Genomic DNA, 15,038 nt, shown 5'->3' on the forward strand with positions numbered 1-15,038 from the left:
AAGCGGCTATCGCGCGAGTTCACCTGCAGCGTTGCATCGCACCAAGGGCGCTGGCAAAGGCCAGTCGCATGAGCACCGAGCTACCCACGACCTTCGACCCAGCCGAAATCGAGCAGCGCTGGTACGCGCATTGGGAACAGGAAGGCCTCTTCCGGCCCGACCGCCCCGACGCGCAGCCCTATACGATCGTCAATCCGCCGCCCAACGTCACCGGCAGCCTGCATATCGGCCATGCGCTCGACAATACGCTGCAGGACATCATGATCCGTTACGAACGGCTGCGCGGCAAGGACGCGTTGTGGGTGGTGGGCACCGACCATGCGGGCATTGCCACGCAGATGGTCGTCGAACGCCAATTGGAGGCGAAGCAGGACAAGCGCACCAATTACAGCCGCGAGGATTTCGTGGCCAAGGTGTGGGAGTGGAAAGAGGAAAGCGGCGGCACGATCACGCGCCAGCTGCGCCGCCTCGGCTGCTCGATGGACTGGTCACGCGAACAGTTCACCATGGACCCGCATTTCAGCGCGGCGGTGACCAAGACCTTCGTCGATCTTTATAACGACGGGCTGATCTACCGCGACAAGCGGCTGGTCAATTGGGACCCCAAGCTCAAGACCGCGATCAGCGATCTCGAGGTCGAAACGCAGGATGTGAAGGGTTCGTTCTGGCACTTCCGCTATCCGCTTGAAGACGGCGTCACGCTGGCCGACGGACGCGACTATATCGAGGTTGCAACCACGCGCCCCGAAACCATGCTGGCCGACATGGCGGTGGCGGTGCATCCCGAGGACGAGCGCTATGCCAGCGTGGTCGGCAAGCATGTCGTGCTGCCGATCACCGGGCGCCGCGTGCCGATCGTGGCCGACGAACATGCCGATCCCGAACTGGGCAGCGGCGCGGTGAAGATCACCCCCGGGCACGATTTCAACGATTTCGAAGTCGGCAAGCGCGCCGGGTTCAGGCCCGCCGAGATGCTCAACATGCTCGATGGGGAAGCCAATGTCTGCCAGACCGCCGACGGGCTGGTGCCGGAAGAATTCCTCGGCCAGCACCGGTTCAAGCGTGACGGGGTGGATGGCGCGCGCGAACTGGTGGTCCAGCGGCTCAAGGAAAGCGGCCACCTCATCCCGCATATCGCCAAGACCAAGAAGGGCGAGGAACAGGAACTCGACGCCGAACCGCGCACCATCGCGACGCCCTTCGGCGACCGCGGCGGCGTGGTGATCGAACCCTGGCTGACCGACCAGTGGTATGTCGATGCCGAGAAGCTGGCGGTAAAGCCGATCGAGGCAGTGAAGAACGGCGAGGTCGAGATCGTCCCCAAGAGCTGGGAGAAGACCTTCTTCAACTGGATGGAAAACATCCAGCCATGGTGCGTCAGCCGGCAGCTGTGGTGGGGGCACCGGATCCCGGCGTGGTACGATGCTGAAGGCAAGGCCTATGTCGCACTGAACGAGGAGGAAGCGCAGGCGCAGGCAGGCGAAGGCGCCGCACTGACCCGCGACGAGGACGTGCTCGACACGTGGTTCTCCTCCGCGCTCTGGCCCTTCGCCACGCTCGGCTGGCCGGAAAATCCCTCTCCCCCTGCGGGAGAGGGAGGAGCGCCGACAGGCGCGGAGGGTGAGGGGGCGGCGACCATGGTCGCCGCTGACACGGCGAACCCCTCTCCCAACCCTCTCCCGAACGGGGAGAGGGCTTCGCTGGTCGCCAAGCACTATCCCAACAATTTGCTGATTTCCGGCTTCGACATCCTGTTCTTCTGGGATGCCCGCATGATGATGATGGGGCAGTACACCACCGGGCAGAACCCATGGCCCAAGCTGTATCTGCACGGCCTCGTCCGCGCGGCGGATGGGCAGAAGATGTCCAAGTCGAAGGGCAATGTCGTCGACCCGCTGGGGCTGATCGACCAGTACGGCGCCGATGCGCTGCGCTTCTTCATGGCGGCGATGGAAAGCCAGGGCCGCGACATCAAGATGGATGACAAGCGGATCGAGGGATACCGCAACTTCGCCACCAAGCTTTGGAACGCGACGCGGTTCTGCCAGTCGAACGGCATCGGCGCGAGCAGCAGCATCGCGGCGCCCAAGGCGAGCCACGCAGTCAATCGCTGGATCATCGGTGAAGTCGTGGAAACCAAAGAGGCGCTCGACGCGGCGCTGGCCGAGCTGCGTTTCGATGCGGCGGCAAACACGATCTATCACTTCGTGTGGGACCGGTTCTGCGACTGGTATATCGAACTGGTCAAAGGCAATTTCGACGAGGAAACCAGGGCGGTCGCCGGCTGGGCGCTCGACCAGATCCTCGTGATGCTGCACCCCTTCATGCCCTTCATCACCGAAGAACTGTGGTCCAAGCAGGGCGACCGCGCCGATTATCCGCTGATCACTGCAAAGTGGGTCGATCCGCAGGCCGAAGTGGATGCCGAGGCTAAAGCGGAAATCGACTGGCTAATTGCGCTGACCAGCGCGATCCGCACCGCCAAGAACGAGCTGGGCATTGCGCCGGGCGCCAAGCTGGAAGCCTTCTGCCCCGCGCCCAGCGTGCTGGCGAAATCGGTGGTCGAGGCCAATGCCGGCGCCATCGAACGGCTGGCGCGGCTGACCGCGATCCACTTCGCCGAAGCGCCCGCTGGCGCGGCGATGCAGATCGCAGCGGGCGAGGATGCGCTTGTCATTCCGCTCGAAGGCGTGATCGACATCGAGGCGGAGAAGACCCGCCTGTCGAAGGCGCTGGAGGCTTCGGCCAAGGAAGCCAAGTCGCTCGAAGGCCGGCTCGGCAATGCGAACTTCGTCGAACGCGCCAAGCCCGAAGCGGTCGAGAAGGCGCGCGCCGACCATGCGCACCACACCGCCGAAGTCGCGCGGCTCGAAGCCGCCCTCGCGCGGCTCGGCTGACAAAACACGCCTAACCCTCTCGTCACCCCGGACTTGATCCGGGGTCAGGCTTCTTCGCTCGGCCTTGTGCCCGCAACGAAGAACAGCCCGACCCCGGCTCGGAGGCCGGGGTGACGCGTGGTGGCGATTTCCTACGCAGCCCGATTGTGTCATGAACGCGCCAATGGCCCACGCCCCTACCCCAACCTCCGACGCGCATCTTCAATCGACCCGCTCGATCAAACCCCGCATGACTGATCGGTTCGTTTTTCGCGCCTGGACCGTGGTCCATGCGGTCCATGTGTGCCCCGCGCACGACGAACCGAATGAGGGTGCCCGATGCCACTAGTCCTCGCCACCCAGGCTCCCGGTGAGCCGGAGATCTTCGCCAGCGTGCAGGGCGAAGGGCCGAGTGCGGGCATGCCCTGCACCTTCCTGCGGCTGTCGCGCTGCAATCTCGCCTGCGTGTGGTGCGATACCGCCTATACATGGCATTTCGCGGGCGACGAGCGGCCGCACCGCGACGGGGTCGAATTCGACCGCACGGCCAACCAGCTCACGCTGGGCGAGGAGGAGGTTGCCGCGCGTATCACCGCGCTGGGCCAGAAGCGTCTGGTGATCACCGGCGGCGAACCGCTGCTGCAGGCGCCCGCGCTCGCGCGGCTGCTGGGCCATCTGCCCGATGTCACGGTGGAGATCGAGACCAATGGCACGACCAAGGCAAGCCCCGCACTCGACATCCGCATCGATCAGTTCAACGTCAGCCCCAAGCTGGCGCATAGCGGCAATCCTGCGGAACTGGCGCTCATCCCCGAGCGGCTCGATGCCTATGCCACCGATCCGCGCGCCTGGTTCAAATTCGTGATCGCTGCGCCGGCGGATCTGGGCGAGGTGCTGGCGCTGCGCGATCGCTATCGGTTCAAGCCCGACCACGTCTTCCTGATGCCCGAAGGCACCGACAGCGAGACGCTGCGCGCCCGCGAACAATGGCTCGCGCCGCTATGCGTCGAACACGGTTTCCGGATGAGCGACCGGCTGCACATCCATTTGTTCGGCGATACACGGGGCACTTGAGACGTCAGTCATTGCGAGCGTAGCGAAGCAATCCCGTTCCAAGCGTTCGGGCCAGTGCCGAGTACTCTGGATTGCCGCGTCGCCGGCGGCTCCTCGCAATGACTCATATGGGCGGATTAGCCCTGCGAGCGCCAGCGCTGGACGGTGCGCTGGACCATGTCCTCTTCGCCGCCGGCATTGTTCCACAGTTCGACGAAGCTGGGGTCTTCCGACGCGGGCCGTTTCGATTCCTCGAGATTGTCGAAGCTCATGCGGATCGGGACGGCGACACCCTCGCCGCAGATGATGCACTCGCGGTTGCGCAGTGCGGGGATCGCATCGAGGAAGCCGCGCGCGCCTTCGGGCATCGCCGCGCGGACGAATTCCTGGTCGCGGTCGTTGTTGAGGCGCATCGAGAGGATCGTGCCGCATTGCGACAGCACGCCTTCGGCAAGGTCGGACGGACGCTGCGTGATCAGGCCCAGGCTGATGCCGTACTTACGGCCTTCCTTGGCGATGCGCGACAGGATGGTGCCGACCGAATTGCCATCGGCGTTCTTCTCGTTGGGGACGTAGCGGTGGGCTTCTTCGCAGACCAGCAGGATCGGCGAGGTCCGCTCGTCGCGGCCCCAGATGGCGAAATCGAACACCAGCCGGCTGAGCACCGCCACCACGGTCGAGGTGATGTCCGACGGGACGCCCGACACATCGATGATCGAGATCGGCTTGCCGTTCGACGGCATGCGGAAGATCTTGGCGATGAAATCGGCCATCGTGTCGGCCACCAGCATGCCCGAGAACATGAACTGGTAGCGCGGGTCGGCCTTGATCTCGTCGAGCTTGTTCTTGATCCGCATATAAGGCGCGGAATTGGTCGATTTGTCGAGCTTGCCCATCGCGTCCTGGATCTCGTTCGAGAGGTCCGAGAGCAGGTAGGGGATCGGCGAATCCACGGTGATCTTGCCCATATGCTCGGCCAGCCGGCTCTTCTGCCGCGCCTTGAGCAGGCACTTGGCGAGGATGTCGGCATCGACCTGGTGGTCATTGCCGGTGCTGGTAATCAGCACTTCGCAATGTTCCTCGAAATTCATGATCCAGTAGGGCATCTGCAGGTTCGAGACGTCGAGGATCACACCCGTGTTGCGAAACGCCGAGGCATATTCGCCATGCGGATCGATCATCACGATATGGCCTTCGGGCGCGGCCTCGCAGATGCGGTGCAGGATCAGCGCGGCGCTGGTCGATTTACCCGTACCGGTCGACCCGAGCAGCGCGAAGTGCTTGCCGAGCATGGCATCGACATAGATGCCGGCGCGGATGTCCTTGGTCGGATAGACCTTGCCGATGGTGATCGCGCTGCGCCCGTCGCTGGCATAGACCTGTTTCAGATCCGCGGTCGTCGCGGGATAGACCATCGCGCCGGGGACCGGATAGCGCGTCACACCGCGGCGGAAGCGGTGGAGCTTGCCGGTGAGCTTTTCTTCGGTGCCTTCGCCGAGGAAGTCGATATTGGCGAGGATCGACCCCGCCTTGCGGTCCTGGCGCTGGTTGCGCACGCTGGCGAGCAGCCAGCTGTTGCCCACGCGGATCTTGATCTGCGAGCCGACCTGGCCGGCCATGGCGACCGACGGATCGGTATCGTCGGCACATTCGTTCAGCCGCTGGAGGTCGATCGCGATCTGCGAGCTGGACCCGGCGATCTCGAGCACGACGCCGATCGGCTTGCCCGCGTTCTCGCCAATCTCCTCGGGTTCCTTGGCCGGCTCGGGTACCTCGCTGGTCTCGGGCGAAGCCGCAGGTTCGGGCGGGCGCGGCGGGGCTTCGCCGAGCGTCACAGGCGACGGCACGGGACGTTCCGCGGGGTCGTCCCCGCGGGGCACCGCGAGCGGCGCGGGCTGTGGCTCAGGTTCGGGTTCGGGCTGGCTTGTCTCGGCGGCGGGCTGCTGCGGCTGATGGACATAGCCCGAAGGCGACACCGCCGGAGTGGAGGATTGTTCGGCGCTGCGGCGGATGCGGTCGCGCAGCGAATTGCTGCGCGGCTGGGGCGGCTCCGCGCCGTCTTCCTGCGCGGGGTCGAAACTGCGGTAATCCGGATTGCCTGTGTCGTTCATCGATCTGGCTGTGCCCCAACGTCAAACGCGCCCATTGCGCTGGCAGCCTGCCTGACCGAAACTGCTTAAGATGTGGTCAACGATAGTGCCCGGGAAAGGTTAGATCAGCGCGAATAATCGCCCGGCCGCCCAGCCCATTCCGACCGACAGCGCAACCGCCAGAAGGCCGTAAACCAGTGCCCATTCCTGCGAGTAGACCGCGACGATCCGTTCGAAGCCGACTTTCTTGACCTCGACCTCTGCCAGCGCCGAGGCGATCACCCGGCCATCGCGCACTGCGAAGGTCTCTGCCGTATAGGTGCCGGTGGAGACATTGGACGGCAGCGAGATACGGGACTGGTAGAGCACCTGTTCGCTGATCTGGACCCCGCCGAAATCCTGCTTGTAGAGCTGCTGGCGGGTCTTGAGGTCGACCAGCCCGGCTTTGAACCGCGCCTGTTCCTCGGGGTCGATCACCCCGCTGGGCGACAGCTGGATGTAATCGGTCCCGAATTCGTAGATCGCGGCGGTTTTCTCGTCGACGATCGCGTCGATCGGCTGCGAGGATGCGACCGCGAAATAGGACGGGACCGAGCGGAAGTCGCTGGTCGCGGCATTGACCCACACGCCGACAAAGCGTTCCTTCTCGCGCAGCCGGACGGGTTCGGATGGCCCCTTGAGCACGACCACGATGTCGTAATCGCTACCAGCCGCGCGGCCCTGCGGATCGAGCACTGCGCCGAACAGCAGCAGTTCGGTGCCGGTGAACCCCTGCCGCACCTGCACCTCGTGCTGGCTGACTTCGGGCACGAGGATCGGATCGCGCTGGCCCATTAGCGCAAAGGCGAAGAGGAGGAGCAGCAGCGCCCTCACAGCGGATACAACGTGTAGATTTCCTCGGGCTGGTAGAACAGGCCGAGGAACATGCGGAAGGCGACCGCCAGGACGGTCGCGGCGAGGATCAGGCGCAGCACTTCGGGCTTCGCCTTGACCGCGATCTGCGAACCGATCTGCGCACCCGTGACCGAGCCGACCAGCAGCAGGAAGACCAGCACGATATCGACCGCCTTGGTGGTCAGCGAGTGCATGATCGTGGTCGCCATGGTCACGAACAGGATGTTGTAGAGCGAGGTGCCGACGACGACATTGGCGCTCATCCCGAGGATATAGAGCATCGCGGGCACGAGAATGAACCCGCCGCCCACGCCCATGAGCATGGTCAGCACGCCCACGACGACGCCCACCAGCAGCGGGGCGATCGGGGAGATATAGAGACCCGAGCGGTAGAAGCGCCAGCGCATCGGCAGGCTGGCGACAAGAGGGTGGTGCCGCCGCCGCGCGGCTTGCGAACCGCCCTTGCCCCAGATCGTCTGGACCGCTTCGCGCGCCATCAGCATCCCGATGGTACCGAGCAGGACGACGTAGAGCGCGCTGATAACCACATCGATCTGGCCGATCGCGCGGAAGAACCGGAACAAAAGCGCGCCGAAACCCGAACCGATCACGCCGCCCGCCACCATCACCGCACCCATGCGATAATCGACCCCGCCGCGCCCGCCATGCGCCAGCACGCCGGTTACGCTGGCCCCGGTGACCTGGGTCGAGGCCGAAGCCGCGGCCACGGTCGGCGGGATGCCGTAGAAGATCAGCAGCGGCGTGGTCAGGAAACCGCCACCCACGCCGAACAGACCCGACAGGATCCCGGTCAGTCCCCCCAGCGCGACGATCCATAGCCCGTTGACGGACAGGTTCGCGATGGGGAGGTAGACGTCCATGCCTGCGCCCTATCGCAGCCGGGTGACGGATAAAAGCTGAACTGTGTCAGAAACCGGTCGAAAGCGTCACGACCCCGGCACGGCGATGGGGAACTGCACCGTCGCAGATACCGCGCCATGATCGAAGCGGCAGAGGCGACAGCCTAAACTCCGCCCGCCTTTGATTCAACACGCAGGCTAATGGACTGCGCCTTGGCGAGCACGCTCAACGCGATCGCCAGACCCAACCAGTCTGCCGTGTCCAAATCACCCTGAGAAACCAGCTGCGTCAGCGTGATCGCATAGACCACACCCGAGAATGCGCCTAGGGCAAGACGCCTTACCGCTCGCGGCATTTGCTGGTTGATCATGAGCGCGAAGGCTTTGACTGCGAGCAGGCACAGCAGCCCAAACCAGATGAACGAGGCCAGCAGCCCGATCATCCCCGCCGACATGTAATTAAACAGGAATAGATTGTGCGGATAGAGATATCTGATGTCGTGGAATGACAGCGGGATGCCCATGCCGCCGCCCAGCATCCCGAGCTCGCCCAGCTTCACCAGCACGCGGTCGAGGTCGGCAAACCTCGGGTTGTTCGTGACCCGGTAGATGTATTCCTCGAAGGTCCCCTGCGCCGAGGCGCTAACTGCGATATACATGATCGCGCTCAAGCTCACCCAGATACCGGCGAAAGTGAGCCATGCGCCGAGCTTCCAATTCCCGTGCATGAAACCGAAATAGGAAAGGTGCGCAATTATCAGGAGCGCACCGTAGATTTGCACGCGGTCGCTGAAGGCGATCATGATCACGAACACCGCGTTTATAAGGGCAAGCCACACCGCCCAGTCCCGCTTGACACTGCGGTATCTGGTGAGCGCCCGGTCAGCGGCGACGACATGAACGGCCGCAATCGCTGTGGTGACGAAAGCGCTTCCGAATGAATTGGTTGCTTTCGGCGCAACAGTGGAGAAGAAAGTGGAAACTCCCTCGACCCCGAGGCCCTTCATGCCTCCTACGAAATAAAGCAACTTGAAATTGCGCATTTCGCCGCTCAGCGCCACATCGATGAGGATCGCAAGAGCATTCTGTCCACTGAGCGCGTGCCCGACGAATAAGGCGAGGTGAAACGCCACTGCGCCAGCGAAAGCTCCATAGGCCAGAAGATCTGCCAGGCGCGTCAGGCTGAGCCGCGACGCCATCAAGCAGAATGCCAGCGCTATTACGCAGTTCGTGAAGCTGATCATGAGGGAAAGCGCACCCGTCGCGACCAAGGGCGACCACGCCAGCGAAATCAGCAGCACCGCGAGTTGGGTGAAGAACGCGAATGCCACCATCCTCACGATGCTCATGCCCTGGGTCGACCCCGGAAGCATCGTCGGTGTCAGCAACAGCAGCGCAGCAGCGAAGATATGGATTGGCTTCAGGAAGGGTGTTCCGAGAAAGGCCAGCGGCAGAAACCCGAGGCCCACGAGCGCGATGCAAAAGAGTAGCACGAACCACAGAAGCTGGTCCTTGCTGCTCGGTTTACGAGCTGCCGTGCGTACCGGTACCGAAGGCGAGTGGGGCATCATGCCGCTGCAGCAAAGCCTGGCGCGATACTATGCGCACGCAACGTTGTAGCAGGAGGTAGGGTCATCGACGTTCAATTCGCTTCGTATATTCGCGGTACGGCAACCTGCTCAGTACCCATCACGGGTTGTGCATCCAAAAAATACAGGAAACGCGGCGCGACGATTGGACCTCAAAGGCACCTCCAACCCGTATCGCACGCATGGTATCTGCACAAGTGCATGTCGCTTCGGACTCAAGCCTCCCCGGGCGCCTGCGACGGAACTCGCGACGGATAATCTGTCAACCTGCCAGCATATGCCGTTCGCTGGCTAGCTAGTCGGTTGGTCTGCGAAGAAAAGGCTAGCGGCGCTTCCTCCAGCTCCTCGGCCGGTTCTTGCGGCGCTGATACGCTACGAATGCGCCGATTGCCGCACACATGAGAAGCGCAATGAGCGCGTATGCAAGGATAATTCGAAGTTCCATGACTCGGTCGTGATAATTGCTCTTCTACGGGATGGTTAATAGCAGAATAGCGCCGCCGAAGGCGAATTTTAAGACTGTGTCAGAAACCGGTCGAAAGCGTCACGACCCCGCCATTGCCGGGCTCGGCATTGCCCGCCACGCGCCAGCGATAATCGGCCTCGATCCGCGCGGGCGCCGCGCCGAGGTGCAGGTCGATGGTGAGGCTGGGGCCGATGTCGAGCCGCGCCGCACCCTGCTGCGCGCCGCCCCACGCACCGCCGCCCAGCGCCACGCGGCCAAGATCGAACTGCGCGACCTCGCGCTCGGCCACGAAAGCGCCATCGGCAAACGCGGTGGCGAATTCGCCGCCGACATAGCCGGCCTGGCCATATCCGCGCGCCACCAGCTGTGCGGGCAGGTCGATACGGTCGAAACCTCCGGCCACGAAGGCTGCGGGACGTATTTCGGGGCTGTCGCCCGGCCGGATGGTCAGACGGGCCTCCGCATGAACGGCAAGCGGGATGCGTCCGAACGGTTTTGCGCGCAGGCCCAGCGCGCCTTCGGACTCGCCGCCATCGACCAGCGCGCGGCTGGCGCGAAGATAGGCGGCGGGGGCGTGCGGCGTACCGGGTGCGAGGCGGTAGGACAGGACTGCGCCAAGCTGGCTTGCGCCATAGCTGGCTGGACGCGTGCCGCCCTCGGAAAGCTGGAGACCGTCCTCGCGCAGCACGACCCAGCCATCGAAGCGCCACGGGGATGATGCCCGGCGCGGGATCGACCGCGTCGCAGGCTGCAGCATGCCCTGCTCGCGGTCGAGCAGGGCGGCAACGCTGCGCGGTAGCGGCAGGCTTGCCATCCCGGCGGCGAACAACAGATTGTGGCCCGCGGCGCGCCGGTGCGTGTCGAAATGCTCGAGGGGATCGGATCGCTCGAAAGGCGGCCGCTCGGCAGTACTTGCCACCGGGCTAAGGAAAACAGGCAGCGGTGCGGAACGCCCTGCGGCTTCATCGGCGAGGCGATCATTGCTCGCAAGGAGAGCGATGATGCCGTCGTTCAGCCCGGCTGTGGTGCCTGGCTGGCGCAGGTCGGCGCTGGCGAAGTGGAGCGGCTCGGGCAGTCCGAGCGCCTGCGGCCACGGGCTTTCCCAGGTGAGCACGCGCAGCAGGCACCAGCCCGCCAGTAAAAGGCCGAGGAACAGCACAGGCTGACCCTGCCGCCGGGCGACCGCATGGGTCATGCAGCACCCCTACCCGGCAGGACGAGCGCCGGGTGATCGCGGTGCTCGGTCTTGTCCCAGACGATCGGCGCACCGCGCAAAGTGCCGACATAAGCGGCGAGCGCACGCCGCCCGGCCATGATCGAGACGATGTTCGACACCAGTGTCCGCGGGATCGCGAGCAGGCCCTGTCGCCAACCATACTCGCGCGCGGTGAAACAGGCCCGCGCCGCGAACCGTCCCGCCAGCCCGACGAAATTGATCCAGAACAGCACGCTTAACAGCGGCGTGGTCGGGGGCGGTTCGACCAGTCCCAACTGCTCTAGGATCAGGCCCACGGCGACGAGGCACACGAGCAAATAGGCCACGACCAGCAGGATCGCTGCCAGCGGGCCGCGCCGATCGCGCAACTGCATCCACAGTTCGACCGGCTCGCTGTCCCAACCCAGCCGGTCCCACCCCTGCAGGGCAATGCCATGCATCCAGCGCGTCTTCTGCCGGATCGATTGGTCGAGCCGCGAGGGAAAGAAGGCACGGGTCGCGATCAGCCGTCCATCGGCCCCGCGCACGCGCAGGAACCGGCCCTGTCCGCCCGCCTGCGCGATCTTCAGGCCAAGCTCGTAATCCTCGGTCAGCGAATCCTCGGCGAAGGGTTTGCCGCCCTGCCGATGCGCGAGCTGGCCGAGCGATCCGCGCGCGATGGCACAACCCACCCCTGCCCCCGGGATCGCCGCGCCCAGCGCATCGCGCACCACCAGCGTCTTGCCATGCGCTTCGGCAAATTCGTCCGAATAATGCGACCCGATCCACGGCGAATGACGCTGCGGCAGCGCGAGCACCGGAAGCTGGACGAAATGCGCGTGCCACTGCGCCTGGTCGAGCAGGTCGAGCGCGGCGGGATCGACCATGTCTTCCGCATCGTGCAGCACGACCATCCGTGCTCCCACGCCCGAGCGCTGCTCGTCTTCCGCCAAAGCGGCATAGAGCCGGTTCAGGCAATCGGCCTTGGACGTCGGCCCATCCTTGCCATGCACCACCAGCCGGACGCGCGGATCGCCACGCACTACAGCAACCACCGAAGCCATGGTCGAGACGTCGTTGCGATAGCAGCCGACATAGACCGTGAGTTCGTCCTGCGGCCAGGCATCGAGCATGTGCACCAGCGTGGGTCCGATGACATCGGCTTCCTCCCACGCGGGAATGAACACCGCAGCGCGTCCCGCCAGGCAATCGATTTCGGCGAATTCGGTTTTATCGAGCCGCGGGGTGCGGATGCGTCCGGTCAACCGGCACCAGAGATAGGTACAGTCGAGCGCAAATTCATCGATTATGCCGAGCGTGAAAAAGGCTGCCGCGAACAGCAGCAGCTCGTGCTGTACGACCAAAAACCATTCAGCGACCGTGAATGCCCCAGATACCAAGCGTACCCCCTGCCTTTCTGAATAACCGCGTGCTTCAAGACTTGCAACGCGGGCCGCTTTGCGAAAGAGAGCGTGCCCAAGATGACCGAACGCCCTTCAGCATTTCGCCTCGTGTTTGCCCCCGTCCGCGCGCTCTTCGTCAGCGACGCCTCTGCGGGCATCCTGCTCATCCTCGTCGCGGCCGCTGCAATGCTCGCGGCCAATTCGCCGCTGGCCGGCGAATACGAGCAATTGTTCTACGGTGAATTGCCCTGGACCCCGATCCCCAAGCTCGACGATCTGCACCTGTGGATCAACGACGGGTTGATGGCGGTGTTCTTCTTCGTCGTCGGGCTCGAGGTGAAGCGCGAATGGATCGAAGGGCAGCTGTCCACCGCGCAATCGCGTCGCCTGCCGATCCTGGCGGCGGCTGCGGGCATGGCGATCCCGGCGCTGGTCTATGTCGGCGTGGTCGGCGGCGATGCCGAACTGCTGCGCGGCTGGGCAATCCCTGCGGCAACCGACATCGCCTTCGCGATGGGCGTGCTCGGCTTGCTGGGCAATCGCTGCCCCGCATCGCTCCGGCTGTTCCTGCTGACCGTGGCGATCGTCGACGATATCGGCGCGGTCATGGTGATCGCGCTGTTCTACACGGCGAATATCAAGCTCGGCTGGCTGGCTGCCTCGGCGGGCGTGGTGGTCGCGATGATGGTGCTCAACCGGATGCGCGTGGCGCGTTACTGGCCCTATATCCTGCTAGCCTTGGCGCTGTGGTACTTCGTGCTCAATTCGGGCATCCACGCGACGATCGCTGGCGTGGTTGCTGCGCTGTGCATCCCGATGGTCGGTCCTGACGACCAGACGATGGTCGAACGCATGGAGCATGGCCTCGCCCCGTGGAGCGCCTATCTGGTGGTGCCCGTATTCGGGTTCGCCAATGCCGGCGTGCCGCTGGCCGGGATGGGGCTCGAGCACCTGCTCGCTCCGTTGCCACTGGCGATTGCCGCAGGCCTTGTCATCGGCAAGCAGGTGGGCATCTTCGCCGCCATCGTGGCCGCCGACAAGCTCGGTTTCGCACCCCGCCCCGACCAGGCCACCTGGCCCGAGATCTGGGGCGTCTCGATCCTGTGCGGGATCGGCTTTACCATGTCGCTGTTCATCAGCGGGCTGGCCTTTGCCGGGCAGCAATTGCTGATCAACGAGGCGAAGATCGGGATCCTGCTCGGATCGCTGATCTCCGCCATCGCCGGTTATGTCATCCTGCGACTGTCGGCGACGCATCCGGATGATGCGCGCTCCCCCTATATCGACTGACCTGGCCGATGAGGCACCGAGAGCTTACCAGCTCCCGGTGTTCTCCATGCTGGCCCAGGGTTCCTGCGGGTCGAGATAGCCGTCCTGCAGCAGTTCGACCGAAATCCCGTCGGGCGTCTTGACGAAGGCCATATGCCCGTCGCGCGGCGGGCGGTGGACCGTATGTCCCGCATCGAGGATCGCCTGGCAGGTCTGGTAGATGTCCTCGACCCGGTAGGCGAGGTGGCCGAAATTGCGCCCGCCCGCGTATTCTTCGGGCGCGCTGCCTTCTTCGGCAGGCCAGTTATAGGTCAGCTCGACCTCGGCCACGCCTTCCTGCCCCGGCGCGGCGAGAAAGATAAGCGTGAAGCGCCCGGCCTCGACATCGAAGCGGCGCACTTCCTCGAGTCCGATCAGCTTGAAGAACGCCACCGTCGCATCGGGGTCGCTCACGCGGATCATTGTGTGCAGATATTTGGTCAAGCAAAACTCCATTCATCGCTATTCAAACACGGTTCATCGCTCGAGCCCTATCGCCAGTCTTGGGAGACACAGGTCAGAGAGGAAGGCGAACATGCCCGAAGAAACCGAAAGCGTGCACAATGGTGCCACACCGCGACATGGCGATGCAACGCTGAAGCGCTGGCTGGGAAGCGCGAGCATTGTCGCGCTGGGCCTGATCGTCGGCGGCTTCGTACTTGGCGACGGGTTGGTGCGCATGAAAGCGGCCGAGCGCAGCGTGACCGTGCGCGGTCTGGCCGAGCGCGAGGTTACTGCGGATCTGGCAACATGGACGGTGTCGTTCGCTTCTACCGCAACCAATCTGCAAACCGCACAAGCCAATACCGATCGCGACGCCGAGGCAGTGCGGGCCTTTTTTGAAGAGCTAGGCTTTCCCGCAGAGGAGCTGACCCCGGCCGGGATCAATGTTTCGAGCTACACCAATGACGGGACCGTGTTCTACACCGTGCGCCAGCGCACCGTCTTGCGCACGCGCGATATCGACCGCGCCCAGCGCGCGGTTCGCCGGCAGGCCGAACTGGTGCGCGATGGCGTGGTGCTCGAAGACGGATCGGGGATCAGCTACACCTTCACCGGGCTCAATGACATCAAGCCCGAAATGGTGGCCGAGGCGACCAAGGACGCGCGCGCTGCGGCGGAGCAGTTCGCGCAGGACAGCGGCGCTGCGGTTGGCGGCATCCACAAGGCGACGCAGGGCTATTTCTCGATCGACGCCCGCGATGGCGAGGCGGGCGGATGGGGCATCGGCGATACGCCGTTCAAGAAGGTCCGTGTGGTGACTACGGTCGATTTTGCGCTCGACTGACGCGAAAAGGGGGGCG

Annotated in this window: 11 protein-coding genes; 4 read left to right on the forward strand and 7 right to left on the reverse strand. The window is 64.3% G+C overall.

Annotated features, from left to right (window positions below):
• The first annotated feature begins 68 nt into the window (after nucleotides 1-68).
• Both J2S32_RS06370 and J2S32_RS06375 read left to right on the forward strand, forming a co-directional pair.
• The gene (locus J2S32_RS06370) at nucleotides 69-2,897 is read left to right on the forward strand and encodes a valine--tRNA ligase (protein WP_253518597.1); all 2,829 of its coding nucleotides are present in this window, start codon (nucleotides 69-71) and stop codon (nucleotides 2,895-2,897) included.
• 318 nt (nucleotides 2,898-3,215) lie between these two features.
• Nucleotides 3,216-3,950, forward strand: coding sequence for a 7-carboxy-7-deazaguanine synthase QueE (locus J2S32_RS06375; RefSeq protein WP_253518601.1), 735 nt, complete (start codon nucleotides 3,216-3,218; stop codon nucleotides 3,948-3,950).
• Between the two features lie 116 nt (nucleotides 3,951-4,066).
• Here the strand turns inward: J2S32_RS06375 and J2S32_RS06380 are convergent, their stop codons facing one another.
• The 6 genes from J2S32_RS06380 to J2S32_RS06405 all read right to left on the reverse strand — a co-directional run bounded on the left by J2S32_RS06380 (nucleotide 4,067) and on the right by J2S32_RS06405 (nucleotide 12,387).
• Nucleotides 4,067-6,040: an ATP-binding protein gene (locus tag J2S32_RS06380; protein WP_253518604.1), complete on the reverse strand. Its 1,974-nt coding sequence runs from the start codon at nucleotides 6,038-6,040 to the stop codon at nucleotides 4,067-4,069.
• A 99-nt stretch (nucleotides 6,041-6,139) separates the two neighbouring features.
• The gene (locus tag J2S32_RS06385; protein ID WP_437181918.1) at nucleotides 6,140-6,892 is read right to left on the reverse strand and encodes a TIGR02186 family protein; all 753 of its coding nucleotides are present in this window, start codon (nucleotides 6,890-6,892) and stop codon (nucleotides 6,140-6,142) included.
• Nucleotides 6,889-7,794, reverse strand: coding sequence for a sulfite exporter TauE/SafE family protein (locus J2S32_RS06390; RefSeq protein ID WP_253518607.1), 906 nt, complete (start codon nucleotides 7,792-7,794; stop codon nucleotides 6,889-6,891). Before J2S32_RS06390 ends, J2S32_RS06385 begins: the two co-directional genes overlap by 4 nt.
• A 143-nt stretch (nucleotides 7,795-7,937) precedes the next feature.
• Entirely contained in the window at nucleotides 7,938-9,344 is a 1,407-nt protein-coding gene (locus tag J2S32_RS06395) for a hypothetical protein (RefSeq protein WP_253518610.1), read from the reverse strand.
• A 542-nt stretch (nucleotides 9,345-9,886) separates the two neighbouring features.
• Complete coding sequence (locus tag J2S32_RS06400) at nucleotides 9,887-11,023, reverse strand: hypothetical protein (RefSeq protein ID WP_253518613.1); 1,137 nt, start codon at nucleotides 11,021-11,023, stop codon at nucleotides 9,887-9,889.
• Nucleotides 11,020-12,387 (reverse strand): glycosyl transferase family protein, encoded by a 1,368-nt coding sequence (locus J2S32_RS06405; RefSeq protein WP_253518616.1) that lies wholly within the window; start codon nucleotides 12,385-12,387, stop codon nucleotides 11,020-11,022. The genes J2S32_RS06400 and J2S32_RS06405 overlap by 4 nt, the downstream gene beginning before the upstream one ends.
• A 117-nt stretch (nucleotides 12,388-12,504) precedes the next feature.
• On the opposite strand from J2S32_RS06405, the gene nhaA reads away from it, so the two are divergent.
• Nucleotides 12,505-13,716 (forward strand): Na+/H+ antiporter NhaA, encoded by a 1,212-nt coding sequence (nhaA, locus tag J2S32_RS06410; RefSeq protein ID WP_253518619.1) that lies wholly within the window; start codon nucleotides 12,505-12,507, stop codon nucleotides 13,714-13,716.
• Between the two features lie 24 nt (nucleotides 13,717-13,740).
• Here nhaA and J2S32_RS06415 read toward each other — a convergent pair whose 3' ends face one another.
• Nucleotides 13,741-14,178, reverse strand: coding sequence for a VOC family protein (locus tag J2S32_RS06415; protein WP_253518622.1), 438 nt, complete (start codon nucleotides 14,176-14,178; stop codon nucleotides 13,741-13,743).
• Between the two features lie 91 nt (nucleotides 14,179-14,269).
• On the opposite strand from J2S32_RS06415, the gene J2S32_RS06420 reads away from it, so the two are divergent.
• Nucleotides 14,270-15,022, forward strand: coding sequence for an SIMPL domain-containing protein (locus J2S32_RS06420; RefSeq protein ID WP_253518634.1), 753 nt, complete (start codon nucleotides 14,270-14,272; stop codon nucleotides 15,020-15,022).
• Nucleotides 15,023-15,038: the final 16 nt, after the last annotated feature.

This window comes from Qipengyuania citrea, from assembly GCF_024171405.1.
Lineage (GTDB): Bacteria > Pseudomonadota > Alphaproteobacteria > Sphingomonadales > Sphingomonadaceae > Qipengyuania > Qipengyuania profunda.

What these genes read in the sequence shown, in the direction of transcription:
- nhaA (WP_253518619.1), top strand. Translation starts at nt 12,505, where the DNA reads ATGACCGAACGCCCTTCAGCATTTCGCCTCGTGTTTGCCCCCGTCCGC.
- J2S32_RS06395 (WP_253518610.1), bottom strand. Translation starts at nt 9,344, where the DNA reads ATGATGCCCCACTCGCCTTCGGTACCGGTACGCACGGCAGCTCGTAAA.
- J2S32_RS06370 (WP_253518597.1), top strand. Translation starts at nt 69, where the DNA reads ATGAGCACCGAGCTACCCACGACCTTCGACCCAGCCGAAATCGAGCAG.
- J2S32_RS06400 (WP_253518613.1), bottom strand. Translation starts at nt 11,023, where the DNA reads ATGACCCATGCGGTCGCCCGGCGGCAGGGTCAGCCTGTGCTGTTCCTC.
- J2S32_RS06380 (WP_253518604.1), bottom strand. Translation starts at nt 6,040, where the DNA reads ATGAACGACACAGGCAATCCGGATTACCGCAGTTTCGACCCCGCGCAG.
- J2S32_RS06375 (WP_253518601.1), top strand. Translation starts at nt 3,216, where the DNA reads ATGCCACTAGTCCTCGCCACCCAGGCTCCCGGTGAGCCGGAGATCTTC.
- J2S32_RS06390 (WP_253518607.1), bottom strand. Translation starts at nt 7,794, where the DNA reads ATGGACGTCTACCTCCCCATCGCGAACCTGTCCGTCAACGGGCTATGG.
- J2S32_RS06420 (WP_253518634.1), top strand. Translation starts at nt 14,270, where the DNA reads ATGCCCGAAGAAACCGAAAGCGTGCACAATGGTGCCACACCGCGACAT.